Below are 17,768 nucleotides of genomic sequence, written 5' to 3'. Positions count from 1 at the left end.
CTCACCCTCTCTTGCGTCCGAGAGCGAGATAACGCCAGGGGGTCCACCAGCGGAAGCGGTCGCCGAGCCTCTCCGGCACCTGGTCTAGGCCGCTGGTGCCGCCCGGGCCGCAGCGGCCGACGCGAAACAGCGTCATCCAGCCGCCAGCCCACAGGCCATGGCGGGCGATCGACTCATAGCCATATTCGGAGCAGGTCGGGATGTGGCGACAGGAATTGCCGACAAAGCCGGAAAGCGTCAGCTGATAGAGGCGGATAAGCCCCATGCCGAGCAAGCGGTCGGGGGTCTTGCGGAACGGGCCGGTATAGTTGCGGGAGCAGCCTGCGGCCTTTTCACGCGACTTGCCTGATCCGGCGGCACCGCCGTCGTCCTCATCATCAGCCTGCCGGACGCAGAACTCGCACATGTCAGCTACGCCTCGACAACTTCCGCCCGTTTCGCCTCGATCTGCCCGATCGCATCGACAACGGCATCGAAGGTCAGCATCGTCGAAGCATGGCGAGCCTTGTAGTCACGCACCGGCAGAAGATAACGCATGTCTTCGAACCGTCCCTGCGGCCCCGCTCCATCGGCCTTCAGCATGGCAAGCATGTCCAGGCGTGCCTGGCGCAGTTCGCCCGATGTCGCGCCGACCACGTGGCGGGCCATGATCGAGGACGAGGCCTGGCCGAGTGCGCAGGCCTTTACGTCATGGGCAAAACCGCTCACGGTATCGCCATCCATCTTCAGCCAGATCCGCACCTTCGAGCCGCAGAGCTTGGAATGGGCCTGGGCGGTCGCATCGGCATCCGCCAACGTGCCGGTCAACGGAATATTGCCTGCGAATTCGAGAATCTTGCTGTTGTAGATGTCATCCATGCTGGATTTCCGCTCCAAAATCGCTGCGGATCGGCCTCTTTGCGGGTGTTATTGTTATTGAAACAAAAAACACACCGTGTCGTCCGAGGATACTTACATATAATGGCCGTCTTCCTATATGTATGTCGTTCGAAGGCCATGAAAATGCAATGGCCTCTTGTAAGTTTGATTGGGAAACCGTGCCGGACGGGCGTTGAATCTGCCCCGAAAGCCCCGGAGCCTGCCAAAGGTGCATGAATTCCCGCATGGGATTGACCAGTGGCGATTCCGACAGATGGGCCCGCGGTGCGGGCCAGGAGACCATTGTTCATGGACGCCATCGTAAAGAACTTTCCGCAGACGAACCGGGACTCCGATCGCCCTTCCCAGCAGGAGGCCGAGGAAGCCGTTCGCGTTCTGCTGCGCTGGGCCGGTGACGACCCGACGCGCGAAGGCCTGCTCGAAACGCCGGCCCGCGTCGTCAAGTCGTATCGCGAGCTTTTTTCCGGTTACGACATGGCGGCGGAAGACGTGCTCGGCCGTACCTTCGAGGAGGTCGCCGGTTACGATGACATGGTCCTCGTCAAGGACATTCCCTTCTTCTCGCACTGCGAACACCACATGGTGCCGATCATTGGCAAGGCCCATGTCGCCTATATGCCGGACGGGCGTGTGCTCGGTCTGTCGAAGATTGCCCGTGTCGTCGAAATCTATGGCCGCCGCCTGCAGACGCAGGAAACGATGACCGCGCAGATCGCCAGGGCCATCGACGATACGCTGAATCCGCGCGGTGTTGCCGTGATGATCGAGGCCGAACATATGTGCATGGCGATGCGCGGCGTTCAGAAGCAGGGCTCGACCACGTTGACGACCACGTTTACGGGAACGTTCAAGACCGAGCCGGCCGATCAGGCCCGTTTCATGACCATGGTGCGGAGCCGCTGATACCGGCTCCCTCAGGAGGGCCGCGATGAGTCAACTGATCTTCAATCAACCATCCGGGGACAAGTCGGCGTTGGAAGACGCCGGCGATTTCACGCCGCGTTTCGACGACCGCGGCCTGATCACCGCGATCGTCACCGACGCCAAGGACGGCGAACTGCTGATGGTGGCGCATATGAATGCCCACGCGCTGGCTCTGACCATCCAGAGCGGCACGGCCCATTATTTCAGCCGTTCGCGCGGCAAGATCTGGAAGAAGGGCGAGACCTCGGGCAATCTGCAGACGGTGAAGGAAATACGCACCGATTGCGATCAGGACGCCATCTGGCTGAAGGTCGAGGTCGCCGGCCACGACGCCACCTGTCACACCGGCCGCCGCTCCTGCTTCTACCGCACGATCACGCTTCGAGACGGAAAGCCGATGCTGGATATCGTCGACGACGAGATTCATTTCGATCCACACGATGTCTACGGAAAATAGCCCGAATTTCTCCGGCATTTGCTCCTTATTGCGCCAGAAACCGCTTCTATATACCATTTGGAAACTGATCGGGCACACTATCGGAAACCAAGTGTTCTGCTGGGAGGGGAGAGCGCCATGCTGAGCTGGAGTCTGCATCGTCAAAGCTCTGAAGGCGAAGGTCCTGGTTCCGGAATGTCCACGACGCTGGAGACGATCCCGCCTCCCGCGCCTGTCAAGAAAATCAAGATCGCCTTGGCGCTCGGCGGCGGCGCGGCCCGCGGCTGGGCCCATATCGGCGTGCTGCGCGCGCTCGACGAGGCAAAGGTCGAAATCGGTATGATTGCCGGCACCTCGATCGGCGCGCTAGTTGGCGGCTGCTATCTCGCCGGCAAACTCGATGAACTCGAAAGTTTCGCGCGTTCGCTGACCATGCGCCGGATTGCAAGTCTCCTCGATCTCACCATCGGCGGCAGCGGCCTTTTCGGCGGCATGCGGCTGACCAAGCGCATGCAGGAACATCTCGAAGGCCTGAATGTCGAGGATCTCGATCGGCCCTTCGTCGCGGTCGCGGCCGAGGTCAATACCGGCCATGAGGTCTGGATTGCCAATGGGTCGCTGATTACAGCGCTGCGCGCCTCCTATGCCCTGCCCGGCATCTTCGAGCCGGTGCGCAGCAATCACCGCACGCTGGTCGACGGGGCGCTGGTCAATCCCGTCCCCGTCTCCGTCTGCCGTGCCTACGAGCAGCCGCTCGTCGTCGCCGTCAATCTCAATTACGATCTCTACGGCCGCTCGGCCGTCGTCCGGCACAATGCCAGCCTCTCGCCGCAGGAAGTGCAGAAGCAGGAAGAGGCGCCCTATGCGCGTCTCGGCATGACCGGCGTCATGGTGCAGGCCTTCAACATCATCCAGGATAGGATCGCCCGCGCCCGTCTTGCCGGAGACCCGCCGGATATTTCGCTGCAGCCGCGCCTCAGCTATATCGGCCTTTCCGAATTCCACCGGGCCGGCGAAGCGATCGAACGCGGCTACGAGGAAGCCAGAGCCCGGCTCCCCGAGATCAAGCGCATGCAGGAAGTCTACGCTAGCCAGCCCTGATGCATGCCGTCCGAAAGCGTGTGGCGTTTGGAACGGCGACATCAATCAGGCACGGCCGGCAAAAACCTCAGCCGGCGATATAGGCCTTGATTTCCTCGGCCTCACGCTCGACTTCGGCGATGCGCGATTTCACCACGTCGCCGATAGAGATGATGCCGGCAAGCTTGCCGTTGCTTTCCACCGGCACGTGACGGAAACGGCGGCTGGTCATCAGCTCCATCAGCTCGTTGACGGTCGTCTCCTCATGGCAGCGGTAGACCTTTGCGGTCATGACCTGGGCGAGCGAGTGATCGAGGCCTTCCTTGCCGTGCTTGGCGATCGCATGCACGAGATCGCGCTCGGTGAACATGCCCGAAATCCGGTTTTCCATGCCGACGACGACGATCGCGCCGATCTTCTTCTTGCTGAGGATGGCCGCCGCCTCGGCGACGGTGGTGTTCGGCCCGGCAGTGACGACGTCCCTGCCCTTCAGGTCGAGGATTGCTTTGACTGAACTGGTCATTCGAACCTCCTATGTCCGTGAAACACTTGTCACAGGCATCCGCGGCGGTTTCTCCCCCCAGCGCGGATAAGGCAATCGTGCACTGCCCGGCTCAGGATTGCAACACATCCTTCTCGGTGCCCGCAGGTTCCATCACAGGCGGGCGCGGCGCCCGGTCGAACAGCGAAAACAGGAAGAAGCCGAAGACGAAGCCGCCAATATGCGCGTCCCAGGCAATCGCCTGATCGCTGTCGCCGACGAGCGGGATTCCGACGGCGATCAGGGCGTTACCGACCAGCCAGAGCAGCATGAAGATGATGACGGTGCGGCTCTTCAGCGCCTCGAAGATGGAAAGCCGGGCATTGAGATGCGCCGGCAGCATCGGCCGTCGTTCGGCTGGAAAGGCGAATCGGCAGGCAGCGCCCATCAGCCCGGAGATTACCCCTGACGCGCCGATCAAAAGCGACACGTCCCCCCAGTTCAGGACCGCGTGCAGGGCAGCGGATGCGACGGAGGAAAAGAGCCAGAAGAGTACGAAACGCAGCGTCCCGATACGGCGCACCACGGGCGCGCCGAAGGCCATCAGCCAGAACGCGTTGAAGACGATATGCTGAACGCTGCCGTGCAGCAGCGAATAGGTGACTGGCGTCCAGAACAGCTCCGGCCCCTGCTGCGACAGCGGAATCACATAGCGGGCGGGAACGAAGCCGAAGGTGAAGAACAGCCAGTTCAGCGCATCGTCGGAGAGCAAGAGCTCCTGCACCGCGTAGATGGCGGCCAGCAGGCAAAGGCTGAAGAACAGTGCCGGCGGAAGGTTGAAGACCGGTTCGCGCGGTGGCCGTGCCGGCGGCTGGACCTTGGAAGGTTCGGGCGCCTCGTTCGGCTCGGCCGTCTGCTCATTCATCTGCGTATCGCCTCGTTGAGGCCACAGCCATACAGGAGCGACTGTCAAAAAAAAAGCCGTCCGAAGTGCCGGACGGCGTGTCGGGAGTTCGAGGAAAAGACCTCGGCCCGGGCAGGTTGTGCTGAACTTCGAAAGTCGAAGCGATGCGGGACAGTGGCACGACTGGCGCAGCACCTCAACCGAAACCCTTTCTTAACCTTAACCGCCGCGGTTTGGCATGAAATCCGCAAGGTAGAGCCTGTAGGGGCAATGAGTGCCCGAAAGTGATCCGGAATGGGACAGGTTGGTGTGAAATGCGTGTGCAAACGACCATCGAAATTTTTGACTACTGGAACCGCATCCGCGGCACTGCCGATGCGCCGCTGAAATCAGAGGTCGAACCCTCCGCCGTCCCGCATCTGCTGCAAAGTCTCTTCATTCTGGAGGCGCGCGAGGGCGGAGATATTGGTTTCCGGCTCGCTGGCACCCGCATCTGCGATCTCTTTGGCCATGATCTGCGCGGCGAACGTTTTTCATCGCTCTGGGCCCATGGCCAGCACGCCGATATCGAACGCACGGCGATGGGCGTCATGGACCATGCCATGCCCGCCCTGTTCAATGCCACCGGCTACAGCACCGTCGGCCATCAGGCGTCCTTCGAGATTATCATGATGCCGCTGCGCTCACCGAACGGCGCCTGTGATCGGTTGCTCGGCGCCATTGCCCCGACTGCGGCTGCGAGCTGGCTGGAGATCGTACCGCTCGAATTCCTGGCGCTCGACCGCAGCCGTCTGCTGCCCGGAAAGTTCGGCAAGGCAGCACCCGTCGAACTGCGCCCCATCAACGAGATTGTCGCCGGCAGAAGCGCCCGTTTCGGACAGGTCATGCGCCGCATGGTGTCGCAGCTGCTGATGAGTGCGGAGGCGCGCTGAGGGTTTCGTTTCGGGACATCGGGCATACTCGTTTTCGGCTATGTCGGGACGAGACGGAACAACCTTCTGTTAATGGATTGCGGGTAATGATCGGACTCTCAGATTTGATGAAGAAGCCCTTTGATGCACTCGTTCCAGCCAGCTCAGACGCAACGACCTGCGCCGCGCCCTGAACAGGGCGTTTTTCAGCGTGTGCCCATCAACATGCAGGGCCGGCTGATGCTTGCGAACTACGAGGAGTTCGAATGCATGGTGATCGACATGTCGCCCGGCGACATGTATGTCACGTGCTCCGGGCGGCCGCGCGCCAACGAACGCGTCGTCGCCTATATCGATCATCTCGGACGCGTCGAAGGTTATGTCCAGACGCTCGATGGCCGCGGCTTCACCATGTCGATCAACGCCACCGACCGGAAGCGCGAGAAGCTCGCGGCCCAGCTCACCTGGCTCGCCAACAAACATGAACTCGGCCTGCCGGAAGATCGCCGCCACGACCGCCTGACGCCGCGCGACACGAAGACCGAGCTGACGCTCGAAGACGGCACGCGTTATTCCTGCCGCATCATGGACCTTTCGCTGTCTGGTGCTGCCGTCGACGTCGAGATGCGTCCCTCGATCGGGACGGCGGTGCGCCTCGGCAACATGCGCGGCCGCGTTGTGCGCCATTTCGTCGAAGGCGTGGCGATCGAATTCCTGTCGATCCAGTCCCGCGAGACGCTGCGCGAATTCCTGTAACAATGGCTGAAAATGAGGCTGCCCTGCCGAGGGTTCTGTGGCGGGGGCAATTCTTGACGGGCTTCCATCGAACGCGATTGCCGGATCCGGCGCGCACCCGGTCAGGTCGTGTTGAAAAGCCTGCACTTCATGGCAAGAGCTTTGCAAGTGGCAACAAATCCGGCTTTGGAAGGCAAGCGTCTATTCCTGTCGCAAGTCGTTCCATCCAGTCGGTAGATAATATTATGAGTGGAACAAGCTGCGACACCGATCGGCGCCCGATGAGGTCGCCCAGGATTGTGCAGTAATTTGCGTCCGGGAATGCCCCGCCCTCGCCCATCTTCCCTTTGTCAGAGATATGATGGATAAGGTCGGCTTCGACCGCAGGGGCACCGATGTCAGCTCTCTATCCGGAAATCGAACCCTATGATCATGGTCTGCTCGATACAGGTGACGGCAATCTGATCTACTGGGAGGCCTGCGGCAATCCGGCGGGCCAGCCGGCGCTGGTGCTGCATGGCGGACCGGGCTCCGGCTGCTCGACCACGGCGCGGCGCTATTTCGATCCCGGTGCCTACCGAATCATTCTGTTCGATCAGCGCAATTGCGGCCGCAGCCTGCCGAGTGCTGCCGATCCCGAAACCGATCTCTCCCTTAACACCACCTGGCATCTCGTGGCCGACATCGAGCGGCTGCGCACCTGTCTCGGCATCGACACCTGGCTGCTTTTCGGCAATTCCTGGGGTTCGACGCTGGCGCTCGCCTATGCCGAAACCCATCCGGAGCGGGTCGCGGCGATCGTCCTGTCAGGCGTGACCACCACCCGCCGCTCGGAAATCGACTGGCTCTCTCGCGGCATGGCGCCGCTCTTCCCGGAAGAATGGCACCGTTTCCGTCAGGCGATTCCCCCAGGGGGGCCGGGTCGAGAGGAAGACATGGTTGCCGCCTATCATCGTCTCCTCAACGATCCGGACCCGGAGACCCGCCTCAAGGCGGCGCGCGACTGGCATGATTGGGAAGCGGCCTCGATCCTGCTTGCTGATCCCCAAGGCCTGCCGCGCCGCTGGGCTGATCCCGCCTATCTGCTGACGCGCGCCCGCATCATCACTCATTACTTCAGCTATGGCGCATGGCTGGAGGATGGCGAACTGCTGAAGAACGCCACGCGGCTTGCCGGCATTCCCGGTATCCTGCTGCAGGGAAGGTTCGACATCGAGGCGCCGCTCGTCACTGCCTGGGAACTCGCCCGCGCCTGGCCGCAAAGCGAGCTCAGCGTCCTTCCGCGTGCTGCCCATTCCATCGCAAATCCGGACATGAGCGCGGCGATCGTCGCAGCGACCGATCGATTTCGCGATATCCAGCAAAAATAATTTTCCCGCCGGCATCAGGGGTCTGAGCGATATTCCGCTTTTGAACCGACCGAATCGGTCCATTCCGGCGACCTTTCCGGCCGCTCGCACCCCGCCTGAGACCGCCAGCCGCCCATCGGAAATTATCCGGCTCAACGAAAATCCTTAACATGAGGACGGCAACGCAACCTTTTCGCGGGTGAAAGCCTTGTTGCGTGAATTACAATTTTAATCGATTTCGCGACAAATCCGCTTCGAATTTTATGCGCATTCGAATCTGTTTTTAGCCAAGTTTTATCGGCATTTGAATCAACTAAGCATTTAATTCTATTGCGTAATTTTGCGTGAGATAAAAACGTCTGTGCCATTGTCACCCTAACTTACGGGGAGACGGCAATGACAACTGCAAATATCCTGAAAGGCGGCCTTCTGGCCGGTGCCATCACCATGGCAATGGCGGGTTCGGGACAGGCGATGCCCGCCAGCATGGCCCTGGCGGGCAATGCCAGCCCGCCGATCGGACACTATGAATTCTGCAAGGCGAATCCAAAGGAATGTGTCGAAGTCGGCGGCGATGCCGGACCCGCCATCCTCACCGAGGATCGCTGGAAGGAAATTCTCAAGGTCAACTACGCCGTCAATTCGACGATCCAGCCGATGACGGATGAGCAGATCTACGGTGTCGAAGAGCGTTGGGCCTATCCAACCACCGTCGGCGACTGCGAGGACTATGCGCTGCTGAAGCGCAAGATGCTGATCGACGACGGCTTCTCGCCGTCCGATACGCTGATAACAGTCGTGCTGCAGCCGAATGGCGAAGGCCATGCCGTGCTGACGGTCCGCACCGATCACGGCGACTTCATCCTCGACAACATGCGCAACAAGGTGCTGCTGTGGTCGGATACCGAATACACCTATCTGAAGCGCCAGTCCGCCGACGATCCGGCCCGCTGGTCGAAGCTTCAGGACGGCCGCGCTGTTGCGGTCGGTAGCGTCAAGTAAGAACAAGCCTGCCGGCCATGTCGGCTGCAGTCTGCGGCCCGGTCAGTCCCCGCATCCCGTCCCCGACCGGCGCCCAAGAGCCGTTCCCGCTGTCCCGGGAACGGCTCGCCCCTTTTTTAAGGCTTGCCTTCAGCCCCTTAGCAAATTGTTAACCATGCCGATCCGATCATACCGATGAGATTCATCATCGGTACCAGCGGCTCATGTTCTTCCTGCGGCGGACCGAAACGCGAAGAACCACCATGAGCCATGCCGCGCACAGCGCACCCGACGAGCAACCGCTTCTTTCCATGGGGTTTCTCCTCCGCACGATGGCGGTGATCGCCATCCTGGCGGCCCTGACTATTGCCATCAGCATCGGCGGCCGTTGGTTCGGCAGGCATATCTCGCTCGCCGGCAACACCGACAGCACGGCTGAAATCATGCTGGCCATCGGCCGCGACACCGTCAAATTCCCGGAAAATGCCATCCGCTTCCCCAGTCAAAGGCATGAGGGCGCTGCCGAGCGCGTCGATCTCTACCTCGCCTGGCCCGAAATGCAGGGTTACGGCAAGGAAAATCACCTTCGATTCGACGATGTCGCTCAATCCTCCGGCCTGATCTTCCTGCAGATCACACAGAGCACCATGTCGCGCGACATGTCGGGGCGGCTGGAGCCGATCTATTCGCATCTGCTCGAAGGACCGGCAGAGCCTTTCCGCGACGGACTGACGCTGCACCGTCTTCGCGCCGATGCCGGTTACGGTGACGAAGTGTTGCTGACGGCGCCCCTCAAGGGCGGGCCGGACTACGTCGTGCGCTGTATTTTACCTTCAGCCCCGGACAAGGCGGCGAGCGGAGATTGTCAGCGCGATATCAAGGTCGGCAGGGATCTCAGCGTTCTCTACCGTTTCTCGAGCAGCCATCTCGACGAGTGGGAACATATTGATGCCGCTATCCGCACCTTTGTAGACGCGCGTCTTGTGAACCGTTCTGCGACAGGTCCCTAAAATGCCCCCCGGACAGCGAAATAAACGATTCATCATAAACGGATTGGTAACGCCCAACCGGTAATTTTGAAAGACGAGCTGTGCGGCGGGAGGTGTGCGGTTCCTGCCCCAATATCCGAAATGCCAAATATCTGAAAATGCAAGCGAAGAGTGGAATAGTGTCAAGGTCAGTCTCCTCCGTATCATCGTCCCGATCCGGCAGCTTTTTCGCAAAGCTGCTGGCGATCCTTTCGGTGGCTGTCACGATCGTCCTGGTCGATTCGGTGAATGCCGACGCGGAAGCGGCGAACCCGAAATATGCGGGCATCGTCGTCGACGCCAAGACCGGCAACGTTCTCTACAGCGAGAATGCCGACCGGCTGCAATACCCCGCCTCCCTGACCAAGATGATGACCCTCTACATGACCTTCGAGGCGCTGGAGCAGGGTCGCATCCGTCTCGATACACCGGTTCCCTTCTCCGCCCATGCGGCAGCCCAGGCGCCGACCAAGCTCGGCGTGCGCGCCGGCGGCACGATCACCGTCGAGCAGGGCATTCTCGGCCTCGTCACCCTGTCGGCCAATGATGCCGCAACCGCACTCGGCGAAATGCTCGGCGGCGGCAGTGAGGATCGCTTCGCCCAGCTGATGACCGCCAAGGCGCATGCGCTCGGCATGACCCGCACCACCTACCGCAACGCCAACGGCCTGCCGAATACGGCGCAGATGACGACGGCCCGCGATCAGGCCCGCCTCGGCATCGCGCTTCGTCAGCATTTCCCGCAATATTACGGCTATTTCTCCACCCGCGCCTTCAAGTTCGGCAGCCGCACGATCCGCAGCCACAACCGCCTCGTCGGTTCGGTGCGCGGTGTCGACGGCATTAAGACCGGATACACCCGCGCTGCCGGCTTCAACCTGGTGAGCTCGGTGCAGGTCGACGGCAAATCGATCGTCGGTGTTGTGCTCGGCGGCGCCTCGACGCCTGCCCGCGATGCCCAGATGCGCAATCTGATCGCCACCTACCTGCCGAAGGCATCGAGCCGCGGTGGATCGTCGGCGCTGATCGCCCAGGCAGCCCCTGCCCCGGCGATGATCGAAACACCTGCTCCGGTCCAGCCGCAGAAGGCCCAGCAGAAAGCTCAGCCGCAAATGGCCCAACAGCAGGTCGCAAAGACGATCACCGCAGCGCAGCCGCCGGTCTCTGCCGCCGCTGCCGATCTCAGCCTGCCGCATAAGGGGCCGATGCCGGATGCCCGCTATCAGGTCGCCGAGACCGAAGTCGCTTATGCCGAGACCGCTCAGTCGAAATCCGACAATCCGCTGGTAGCACAGCCGATGCCGGCGCCGACCAAGGTCAAGACCATGACCTTCAAGCAGCAGGCCTCGGTCACGGTACCGACGCCGGCGCCCGCCTCCATGGCGCCGGAACAGGGCGATACCGCTGTCGATAACGTCACGACCGCTTCGACCACTCCCTCCCCGACTCGTGCTGCTTCAATCAGCAACGGCCCGACCGGCTGGGTCGTGCAGGTCGGCGTCTCGCCGAGCCGGCAGATGGCCATGGACCTTCTGGAAAGCGCCAAGAGCAAGGGCGGCAAGGCACTGGCCTCGGCAAAGCCTTTCGCAGTCGCCTACGCCGCTGGAGGTGACCAGCTTTACCGCGCCCGCTTTGGTGGCTTCGACGACCAGCGCGATGCGGTTAACGCCTGCAAGGCCTTGAAGAAGGCCGGCATCAAGTGCTGGGCGGCTGCCCAATGAGCTATTCGATGCTGCCTGCAAGATGGCCGGCGGCATCGGTAACGGCCGGAATCGGTGTTTGCGTTTCCGGCCACAATTCTTGAACTCGATCAGTATTGCGTACGGGGAAAACAATGGCGATCAATGAGAATTTTCCGGGAGTGCCTTCAGACCGCCGCACGGCGACCAAAGGGCGCTCATCTCTGCATCCGCTGCACGAGGCGGCTTTGCGCCTGGCCGAGATCGGCCTGCAGCGGCCGAAGGCGAAATCTCCGAAGACCCGGGATCTCATTAATCTGCTGCTTTGCCATGGCGCGCGCGCCTGGCGCTATTCCCAGCCCGAAGCCCGGATCCACCTGCATGTGACCTCGCCGGACGGCAGCGCGCCGGTGCAGTTGCGCCTGCGCTGAATTGCGGAGAGTGGCAGCGTCTCCGATCGGACGGCTGCCACACGCATAAATCGTTCGGAAATTGTTTCTGATTTACGGGCTTACAGCAGGCCAAGCTCCGTAAGCTCGCGGCGAAGATCCGCGGGCATTTCGGCAATGCCGGCGCCAAGGCTTGTCAGGTCGCGCGGCACGTCGTCCTCAGTGTAATAACGCCAGCCCTGGAAGGGACGCTTCGGCTGCACCGCCGTCTCGATGACCTCCGGGCCGAGCACCAGGCGGCAGCGCGAAATCCCCTCGCCGTCCGTGAAGGTCTCGATGCCGAGCAGCTTCTGCCGTGCCTGCACCTGCCCTTTGATCACCCAATAGAGCGAACCGCCGTCAAGCAGCTCCTCCATGCGTTTCGGCACCATGCGCGTCGTATGCACCGAATGCGGCTCGAGGCCGGCGGCAATGGCGCGCAGCGCGCGTTCCGCCACCCATTCGCGCAGATCGTCTATCGAGTCGGCGCCGACACAGAGTTTGATGAGATGCAATGCCATGCTGCCGTTGAAATCCTTTTGGCAGCGAGCGTCAAGAGCAAGCTTCCAGCGTCCACAAACTCAGCATTCGACGACATTGACGGCGAGTCCCCCGGTCGATGTTTCCTTGTATTTCTCGCTCATGTCGTGGCCGGTCTGGCGCATCGTCTCGATACAGGCATCTAGCGGCACGAAATGCTGGCCGTCGCCCTTGACGGCAAGTGATGCCGCGGTGACCGCCTTGACCGCGCCGAGCGCGTTGCGCTCGATACAGGGAACCTGCACCAGGCCCGCGATCGGATCGCAGGTCATGCCGAGATGGTGTTCGAGCGCGATCTCGGCGGCATTCTCGATCTGCTCCGGCGTACCGCCCATGACCGCGGCAAGGCCCGCGGCCGCCATCGCCGCCGCCGACCCGACCTCGCCCTGACAGCCGACCTCGGCGCCAGAAATCGACGCATTGTGCTTGATGATGCCGCCGATGGCAGCCGCCGTCAGCAGGTAGTCGCGAATACCGTCCTGATCCCAGTCCTCGTGGAAATGTTCGTAATAGCGGATCGTCGCTGGAATGACACCGGCCGCCCCGTTGGTCGGCGCCGTGACGACGCGCCCGCCGGCTGCATTCTCCTCGTTGACGGCCATCGCATAGACGCTGAGCCAGTCGTTAGCGAGCAGCGGGTTGACGCGGTTGCTGCGCCACTCCTCCTCGAGCTTGTCGTGAATCCGGCGGGCGCGACGCTTGACGTTGAGGCCGCCGGGCATGATGCCCTCGACCTTGAGGCCGCGCTCGATGCAGGAGCGCATCGCTTCCCAGATGCGGTCGAGGCCCTGATCGAGCTCCTCGCGGCTACGCTGGCTTTCTTCGTTCGCCCGCTTCATCTGCGCGATCGACAGTCCGGAGCGCTCCGCCATCTCAAGCATCTGCTTGGCGGTGGCGAAGGGATAGGGGACGCGGGTTCCGCCGGCCGCGTTCTTCTTCGCCCGCATCTGTTCGAGCTCGGTGTCGGTGACGACGAAGCCGCCGCCGACCGAATAATAGATGCGCTTGAGGAGCAGCCGGCCATCCCTGTCATAGGCCGAGAAGATCATGCCGTTGGCGTGGCCGGGCAACGGCTGTTTCTTGTCGAAGATCAGGTCGGTCTTCGGCTGGAACTGATAGGCGGGATGGCCTGCCGGCGTGATGCGGCCGGTCCGCTCCACAGTATCGATGATGCCGTCCATTTTGTCAGGATCGACGCTGTCGGGCGCCTCGCCCATCAGCCCGAGAATGACCGCCCTGCCCGTGCCGTGGCCGATACCGGTATGGGCGAGCGAGCCGTGCAGGCTGACCTTGATGGCTGCGACCTGTGCGCCCGACGACGGGCGCGGCCATTCACTCGACAAAATCAGCTCGAGAAACCGGTTGGCCGCCGACATCGGACCCATCGTGTGCGAACTCGACGGCCCGACACCGATCTTGAAGACATCGAATACCGAGAGAAACATGGGGGCGCCTTCTGAATACAAGGATGCAAGCTTAAGCCGGGCCGGTTTAAAATCCGCGCGGCACACCGACATCGCATGAAGCCGGTGCGACATTCGGTGCACACGAGAGCGTCCCGCGTCCAATGGGACGCTCCAGCACTTTGAGTTTGCGCATAATCCTTTCCGAAAATCGAATCCGATTTTCGGGGTTATGCGCCAAACCAAGCGGTCCGCCTTGTCAGTCACTATAGCATTTCAAATGGGAAGGTTTGCACAACTTGTCCGTTGTTAGACGAGACGACACATTGTAAATTGAACGCATGGCGCTCAAACGGATGGACAACGTAGGAATCGTCGTCGACGACCTCGGAGAGGCGATTGATTTCTTTGGCGAGCTCGGTCTCGAGCTCGAAGGGCGGACCACGATCGAAGGAGAATGGGCCGGACGTGTCACTGGACTGGGCGATCAGCGCGTCGAGATTGCCATGATGCGCACGCCGGACGGTCACAGCCGGCTCGAACTCTCCCGCTTCCTCACGCCACCCACTGTCGCGGATCACCGCAATGCCCCGGTGAACGCTCTGGGCTACCTTCGCGTCATGTTCACGGTCGATGATATCGACGAGACGCTTGAAAGGCTCCGCAAGCGCGGCGCGCAACTCGTGGGCGAAGTCGTGCAGTATAAAGACGCGTATCGGCTCTGCTACATCCGCGGGCTTGGAGGGCTTCTCATCGGACTCGCCCAAGAGCTCAACTGAGCACTATGCGCGAAGCTTCTCGTCGCGACTATCCTGAATGACCGTGCCGTCGGCCCCATCCTGGGTTTCGGGCATAGCGCCGTGCAGCAGGCGCTTTTCGATCTCTTGCAGGTTGACGATCGCGCGATCCATTTCATCGGCCGGCGTTTCGTGCGGAACCATGCGCGTGCGATTATTCTGCCATAGCCTGACCAGCAGCCGACGACCGGGAGCCTCGATCGTCTCGTGGATGAACCATGCCCCGGCTACCGCTACGAAAAGCGTCGCCACGATGAGCGCCGGTTCGGGTACCGACGCATCAAAAGTCAGACGCGCCAGGAACATTATGGGGACATGGAAAAGGTAAAGTGAAAAGCTGATCTTCCCGAGAAACCGTACTGGTGCAGCTGCCAGGACATCTGCAGCGATGGGGGGTTGTCGAGCGACGAGCCCGACGATGACGGCTGCGGCCACCGCGCTTTGCAGGCTCCAGAATTCAGGGGAAAAGCCCGGGAAGATATGCCTGTAAGTGAAAAACACCGCCAGAAGGAAAAGCGTTGAAATTCCCGTGAGGGTCGAGGGAATCCAGCTGCTCCAGTAGGAATGTGTCATTCCGGCAAGTGCGCCGAAAAGAAAATAAGGGAGCTTGGAGACGAGCAATATTCCCGGGCCTGGCAATTCAACCAGTCCGTCCACGACGACGACCACGGTCAGGCCCACAATCATGCCGCTATAGCGTTGCGGCTGGGCCAAGCAAAGCCACAGGACGGGAAAGAGCAGATAGAATTGGATCTCAGGTGGTATCGACCAGAAAACACCACTGGAGCCGAGAAGAAAGACATGGCGCACAAAATCCGCGCCGCCCGCGATCGGCTGAACAAAATCCAGATTTTGCACGCTCGACAGCATCGCTACCAGAACGACGGCCGCCAGATAGACCGGGTAGATGCGGGCAAAGCGGCTCACAAGAAAATCCAACACGTTTTCTCTCGTGACCGGCCGTGAGCCGTAGAGATGAGCCATCAGGAAGCCGCTAAGAGCAAAAAACAAACCGACAGCTTCGTCGCCCATCGACACGAGATGCGGAGCTGTGATTGGAAAGATAAAGCCAATATGGGCTCCAACGACCAGAAGCGCAGCGACACCGCGCAGGCCATCGAGACTCGGGATGTAATCCGGCCGGCTCATGGGTCACTTTTGAATCAGCTGTTCAGGTTCAGTCCTGAACAATTGGCCACGACAACTTTACAAGCGGTTAACGCGGTGCGCTCTCGTCTGCCGGTTGCCACGCAAGCTCGTTGATAACACGGATTTCAGCGCGCTCCCTCCGGAAGATGCCGGTCGGTTGTCCACTAAGCCTTGTCGTTTCCCGACGGCTCTATTATGCCGAAGTGCCGCATGGCCAAAAGCCCGCGTATACCCGCCGAACTCGGCCATGCGGCACAATCCGACTTGCGGCATAGTGGCCGCGTTCATGCGGAGACTGAATCACTGATGACGACGGCGGATTATATCGCTCTGGCCTTCTTTGCCTGCGTCTGGATGGGCTATTCCTGGCTGCTGCACGGCCGCACCTTCTTCGGACGCACCAGCCTGACCCATGCGATGACCGAACGGCGCCGGGAATGGATCTACAATTCGCTGCGCCGCGACCTGAAGATGATCGACACGCAGATCATGGCCGGCTTGCAGAACGGCACCGCCTTCTTCGCATCCACCTCGATCTTCGCGATCGGCAGTTGCTTTGCCTTGCTCGGCGCGACCGAGAAGGTCGACGCCGTCTTCGCCGACCTGCCTTTCGTCTTTCATGGCGGCCACGCCGTTTTCGAGATGAAGGTCGGCGGGCTGGCTGCGCTTTTCGGCTACGCCTTCTTCAAATTCGGCTGGTCCTACCGGCTGTTCAACTACTGCACCATCCTGTTCGGCTCGATCCCAATGATGCGCGACACCGAGCGCGACGTCATCGCCGCCGAGCGGGCCGCCGAACGCGTCATCCGCATGAACGTCATTGCCGGCAGTAATTTCAACGAGGGCCTCCGGGCGATCTTCCTGTCGATCGGCTATCTCGGCTGGTTCATCAACCCTTATGTCTTCATGCTGACCACGGCGATCGTCATCTTCGTGCTGGCGCGGCGGCAGTTCTTCTCGGAGGCGCGACTGGCGATCATGGATGCCGGCCCGCCATCAAATCTCAACCTTTCTGCTATTCGCCGCGACAAGCCGTCAAGCGGCGGACGTGATTTGCCCGAGGGACTTTGATGACATTGCCGGCAACGGAAACCGATGTGGTGACAAAACCGCCGCGCATCGGTCTATTGGATACGGCGCGCGGCGTCGCGCTGATCGCCATGGCGAGCTACCATTTCAGCTGGGATATGGAGTTCATGGGCTATCTCGCGCCGGGCACGGCCGAGACCGGCTGGCTGAAGATCTATGCCCGGGCGATCGCCACGACCTTTCTCTTCATCGTCGGCATCAGCCTGGTGCTCTCGAGCAAGCCCGAGATTCGCTGGCCCTCCTTCTGGAAGCGCTTCGGCATGATCGCCGCGGCAGCCGCGGCAATCTCGATCGCCACGCGCATCGCGATGCCGGACGAGTGGATCTATTTCGGCATCCTGCATTGTATCGCGGTGCTCACCCTTATCGGCGTTGTTTTTTTGAGACTGCCGCTTGCCTTCACCCTTATCGCCACGCTCGCGCTCTTTGCCGCCTGGATCACCGATAATTTCGGTCCACCCGGCCTGCTTCGCTCGTCCTTCTTCGATCCCCGATATCTCGCCTGGATCGGCCTTGCGGTGATGCCGGAACGATCCAACGACTACGTGCCGCTGTTTCCCTGGGCAACGCCCTTCTTCGCTGGTTTAAGTATTGCCTCGATCGCCATCAGAACCAGACTGCTGCACCGGCTTGCCGCCATCGGCACCGGTTCCTGGTGGCCGGCAAGGCTTGGCCGCCACAGCCTTGCCTTTTACCTCATCCACCAGCCGGTATTGATCGGTATCGCCTATGGGCTTTCCCTCGTGGTCCCACCGCAGGCGCCTGATCCGGTTGCGACTTACCTAAGGCAATGCAACGCCTCCTGCGTCATGCAGCAGGGCGAAGCTCTCTGCCGCAGCTTCTGCCAGTGCACGCTGGAGAAATTGCAGGCGCAGGCCCTGTTCACGCCACTTCAGGCGGGCGCGATCGATATACAGAACGACGAGCGGGTCCAGACAATTGCCGCAGAATGCAGCGCCGAGGCTGAATGAATTC

The 17,768-nt window shown here is 61.2% G+C and carries 20 protein-coding genes; 13 read left to right on the top strand and 7 right to left on the bottom strand.

All coding sequences use genetic code 11. The annotated features are described in order from the left end of the window. Position 1 precedes the first annotated feature (1 nt). Together yidD and ACMUVN_RS06040 are read right to left on the bottom strand one after the other, a co-directional pair. Entirely contained in the window at positions 2 to 406 is a 405-nt protein-coding gene (yidD, locus tag ACMUVN_RS06045; RefSeq protein WP_132571841.1) for a membrane protein insertion efficiency factor YidD, read from the bottom strand. 5 nt (positions 407 to 411) lie between these two features. Further along, a complete protein-coding gene (locus ACMUVN_RS06040; protein WP_097631241.1) occupies positions 412 to 858 on the bottom strand; it encodes an iron-sulfur cluster assembly scaffold protein in 447 nt (148 codons plus the stop codon). Positions 859 to 1,167: 309 nt separating this feature from the next. Between ACMUVN_RS06040 and folE the strand changes: the two genes are divergently transcribed. From folE to ACMUVN_RS06025, 3 genes are all read left to right on the top strand, one after another. Further along, positions 1,168 to 1,782, top strand: a complete 615-nt coding sequence (gene folE / locus ACMUVN_RS06035) for a GTP cyclohydrolase I FolE (RefSeq protein ID WP_047615284.1) — start codon at positions 1,168 to 1,170, stop codon at positions 1,780 to 1,782. 25 nt (positions 1,783 to 1,807) lie between these two features. Then, positions 1,808 to 2,260: a phosphoribosyl-AMP cyclohydrolase gene (gene hisI, locus ACMUVN_RS06030; RefSeq protein WP_132571844.1), complete on the top strand. Its 453-nt coding sequence runs from the start codon at positions 1,808 to 1,810 to the stop codon at positions 2,258 to 2,260. Positions 2,261 to 2,377: 117 nt separating this feature from the next. After that, a complete protein-coding gene (locus ACMUVN_RS06025; protein WP_047615287.1) occupies positions 2,378 to 3,340 on the top strand; it encodes a patatin-like phospholipase family protein in 963 nt (320 codons plus the stop codon). A gap of 67 nt (positions 3,341 to 3,407) precedes the next feature. Here the strand turns inward: ACMUVN_RS06025 and ACMUVN_RS06020 are convergent, their stop codons facing one another. Next, positions 3,408 to 3,842, bottom strand: a complete 435-nt coding sequence (locus ACMUVN_RS06020) for a CBS domain-containing protein (RefSeq protein WP_011652090.1) — start codon at positions 3,840 to 3,842, stop codon at positions 3,408 to 3,410. Positions 3,843 to 3,933: 91 nt separating this feature from the next. Beyond that, on the bottom strand, positions 3,934 to 4,725 hold the full coding sequence (locus ACMUVN_RS06015; protein WP_097631243.1) for a rhomboid family intramembrane serine protease: 792 nt from the start codon (positions 4,723 to 4,725) through the stop codon (positions 3,934 to 3,936). Positions 4,726 to 5,018: 293 nt separating this feature from the next. On the opposite strand from ACMUVN_RS06015, the gene ACMUVN_RS06010 reads away from it, so the two are divergent. From ACMUVN_RS06010 to ACMUVN_RS05980, 7 genes are all read left to right on the top strand, one after another. After that, positions 5,019 to 5,636, top strand: a complete 618-nt coding sequence (locus ACMUVN_RS06010; RefSeq protein ID WP_047615291.1) for a PAS domain-containing protein — start codon at positions 5,019 to 5,021, stop codon at positions 5,634 to 5,636. 123 nt (positions 5,637 to 5,759) lie between these two features. Beyond that, the gene (locus tag ACMUVN_RS06005; protein WP_047615292.1) at positions 5,760 to 6,371 is read left to right on the top strand and encodes a PilZ domain-containing protein; all 612 of its coding nucleotides are present in this window, start codon (positions 5,760 to 5,762) and stop codon (positions 6,369 to 6,371) included. A gap of 374 nt (positions 6,372 to 6,745) precedes the next feature. Further along, the gene (gene pip / locus ACMUVN_RS06000; RefSeq protein ID WP_414814911.1) at positions 6,746 to 7,720 is read left to right on the top strand and encodes a prolyl aminopeptidase; all 975 of its coding nucleotides are present in this window, start codon (positions 6,746 to 6,748) and stop codon (positions 7,718 to 7,720) included. 375 nt (positions 7,721 to 8,095) lie between these two features. Next, positions 8,096 to 8,701: a transglutaminase-like cysteine peptidase gene (locus ACMUVN_RS05995; RefSeq protein WP_047615296.1), complete on the top strand. Its 606-nt coding sequence runs from the start codon at positions 8,096 to 8,098 to the stop codon at positions 8,699 to 8,701. Between the two features lie 203 nt (positions 8,702 to 8,904). Further along, a complete protein-coding gene (locus tag ACMUVN_RS05990; RefSeq protein WP_047615298.1) occupies positions 8,905 to 9,690 on the top strand; it encodes a hypothetical protein in 786 nt (261 codons plus the stop codon). Between the two features lie 137 nt (positions 9,691 to 9,827). Beyond that, entirely contained in the window at positions 9,828 to 11,429 is a 1,602-nt protein-coding gene (locus ACMUVN_RS05985) for a D-alanyl-D-alanine carboxypeptidase (protein ID WP_132571850.1), read from the top strand. Positions 11,430 to 11,542: 113 nt separating this feature from the next. Beyond that, complete coding sequence (locus ACMUVN_RS05980; protein WP_047615302.1) at positions 11,543 to 11,818, top strand: hypothetical protein; 276 nt, start codon at positions 11,543 to 11,545, stop codon at positions 11,816 to 11,818. Between the two features lie 80 nt (positions 11,819 to 11,898). Here ACMUVN_RS05980 and ACMUVN_RS05975 read toward each other — a convergent pair whose 3' ends face one another. Continuing rightward, the gene (locus tag ACMUVN_RS05975) at positions 11,899 to 12,336 is read right to left on the bottom strand and encodes a DUF1489 family protein (protein ID WP_047615304.1); all 438 of its coding nucleotides are present in this window, start codon (positions 12,334 to 12,336) and stop codon (positions 11,899 to 11,901) included. Positions 12,337 to 12,396: 60 nt separating this feature from the next. Continuing rightward, entirely contained in the window at positions 12,397 to 13,800 is a 1,404-nt protein-coding gene (locus tag ACMUVN_RS05970; protein ID WP_047615306.1) for an L-serine ammonia-lyase, read from the bottom strand. Between the two features lie 299 nt (positions 13,801 to 14,099). On the opposite strand from ACMUVN_RS05970, the gene ACMUVN_RS05965 reads away from it, so the two are divergent. After that, positions 14,100 to 14,537: a VOC family protein gene (locus ACMUVN_RS05965; RefSeq protein WP_047615308.1), complete on the top strand. Its 438-nt coding sequence runs from the start codon at positions 14,100 to 14,102 to the stop codon at positions 14,535 to 14,537. Positions 14,538 to 14,540: 3 nt separating this feature from the next. Here ACMUVN_RS05965 and ACMUVN_RS05960 read toward each other — a convergent pair whose 3' ends face one another. Then, on the bottom strand, positions 14,541 to 15,704 hold the full coding sequence (locus tag ACMUVN_RS05960) for an acyltransferase family protein (RefSeq protein WP_132571853.1): 1,164 nt from the start codon (positions 15,702 to 15,704) through the stop codon (positions 14,541 to 14,543). A 306-nt stretch (positions 15,705 to 16,010) separates the two neighbouring features. On the opposite strand from ACMUVN_RS05960, the gene ACMUVN_RS05955 reads away from it, so the two are divergent. After that, a complete protein-coding gene (locus ACMUVN_RS05955) occupies positions 16,011 to 16,775 on the top strand; it encodes a DUF599 domain-containing protein (protein WP_063473974.1) in 765 nt (254 codons plus the stop codon). Continuing rightward, positions 16,775 to 17,764, top strand: a complete 990-nt coding sequence (locus ACMUVN_RS05950; RefSeq protein ID WP_132571856.1) for a DUF1624 domain-containing protein — start codon at positions 16,775 to 16,777, stop codon at positions 17,762 to 17,764. The genes ACMUVN_RS05955 and ACMUVN_RS05950 overlap by 1 nt, the downstream gene beginning before the upstream one ends. Positions 17,765 to 17,768 lie beyond the last annotated feature (4 nt).

The sequence above is a fragment of the Rhizobium sp. IY2 genome, assembly GCF_047532935.1.
GTDB classification, from domain to species: domain Bacteria; phylum Pseudomonadota; class Alphaproteobacteria; order Rhizobiales; family Rhizobiaceae; genus Rhizobium; species Rhizobium anhuiense.
This window is presented reverse-complemented; position numbering and strand designations above follow the sequence as displayed.

Excerpts from the sequence above, each read along its gene's own strand:
- ACMUVN_RS05995 (WP_047615296.1), top strand. The coding sequence starts at position 8,096 with ATGACAACTGCAAATATCCTGAAAGGCGGCCTTCTGGCCGGTGCCATC.
- hisI (WP_132571844.1), top strand. The coding sequence starts at position 1,808 with ATGAGTCAACTGATCTTCAATCAACCATCCGGGGACAAGTCGGCGTTG.
- ACMUVN_RS05960 (WP_132571853.1), bottom strand. The coding sequence starts at position 15,704 with ATGAGCCGGCCGGATTACATCCCGAGTCTCGATGGCCTGCGCGGTGTC.
- ACMUVN_RS06015 (WP_097631243.1), bottom strand. The coding sequence starts at position 4,725 with ATGAATGAGCAGACGGCCGAGCCGAACGAGGCGCCCGAACCTTCCAAG.
- ACMUVN_RS05980 (WP_047615302.1), top strand. The coding sequence starts at position 11,543 with ATGGCGATCAATGAGAATTTTCCGGGAGTGCCTTCAGACCGCCGCACG.
- ACMUVN_RS05965 (WP_047615308.1), top strand. The coding sequence starts at position 14,100 with ATGGCGCTCAAACGGATGGACAACGTAGGAATCGTCGTCGACGACCTC.
- ACMUVN_RS06020 (WP_011652090.1), bottom strand. The coding sequence starts at position 3,842 with ATGACCAGTTCAGTCAAAGCAATCCTCGACCTGAAGGGCAGGGACGTC.
- ACMUVN_RS05950 (WP_132571856.1), top strand. The coding sequence starts at position 16,775 with ATGACATTGCCGGCAACGGAAACCGATGTGGTGACAAAACCGCCGCGC.
- ACMUVN_RS05990 (WP_047615298.1), top strand. The coding sequence starts at position 8,905 with ATGTTCTTCCTGCGGCGGACCGAAACGCGAAGAACCACCATGAGCCAT.
- yidD (WP_132571841.1), bottom strand. The coding sequence starts at position 406 with ATGTGCGAGTTCTGCGTCCGGCAGGCTGATGATGAGGACGACGGCGGT.
- ACMUVN_RS05985 (WP_132571850.1), top strand. The coding sequence starts at position 9,828 with ATGCAAGCGAAGAGTGGAATAGTGTCAAGGTCAGTCTCCTCCGTATCA.
- ACMUVN_RS06010 (WP_047615291.1), top strand. The coding sequence starts at position 5,019 with ATGCGTGTGCAAACGACCATCGAAATTTTTGACTACTGGAACCGCATC.
- ACMUVN_RS06025 (WP_047615287.1), top strand. The coding sequence starts at position 2,378 with ATGCTGAGCTGGAGTCTGCATCGTCAAAGCTCTGAAGGCGAAGGTCCT.
- ACMUVN_RS06005 (WP_047615292.1), top strand. The coding sequence starts at position 5,760 with ATGCACTCGTTCCAGCCAGCTCAGACGCAACGACCTGCGCCGCGCCCT.
- ACMUVN_RS06040 (WP_097631241.1), bottom strand. The coding sequence starts at position 858 with ATGGATGACATCTACAACAGCAAGATTCTCGAATTCGCAGGCAATATT.
- ACMUVN_RS05975 (WP_047615304.1), bottom strand. The coding sequence starts at position 12,336 with ATGGCATTGCATCTCATCAAACTCTGTGTCGGCGCCGACTCGATAGAC.
- folE (WP_047615284.1), top strand. The coding sequence starts at position 1,168 with ATGGACGCCATCGTAAAGAACTTTCCGCAGACGAACCGGGACTCCGAT.
- ACMUVN_RS05970 (WP_047615306.1), bottom strand. The coding sequence starts at position 13,800 with ATGTTTCTCTCGGTATTCGATGTCTTCAAGATCGGTGTCGGGCCGTCG.
- ACMUVN_RS05955 (WP_063473974.1), top strand. The coding sequence starts at position 16,011 with ATGACGACGGCGGATTATATCGCTCTGGCCTTCTTTGCCTGCGTCTGG.
- pip (WP_414814911.1), top strand. The coding sequence starts at position 6,746 with ATGTCAGCTCTCTATCCGGAAATCGAACCCTATGATCATGGTCTGCTC.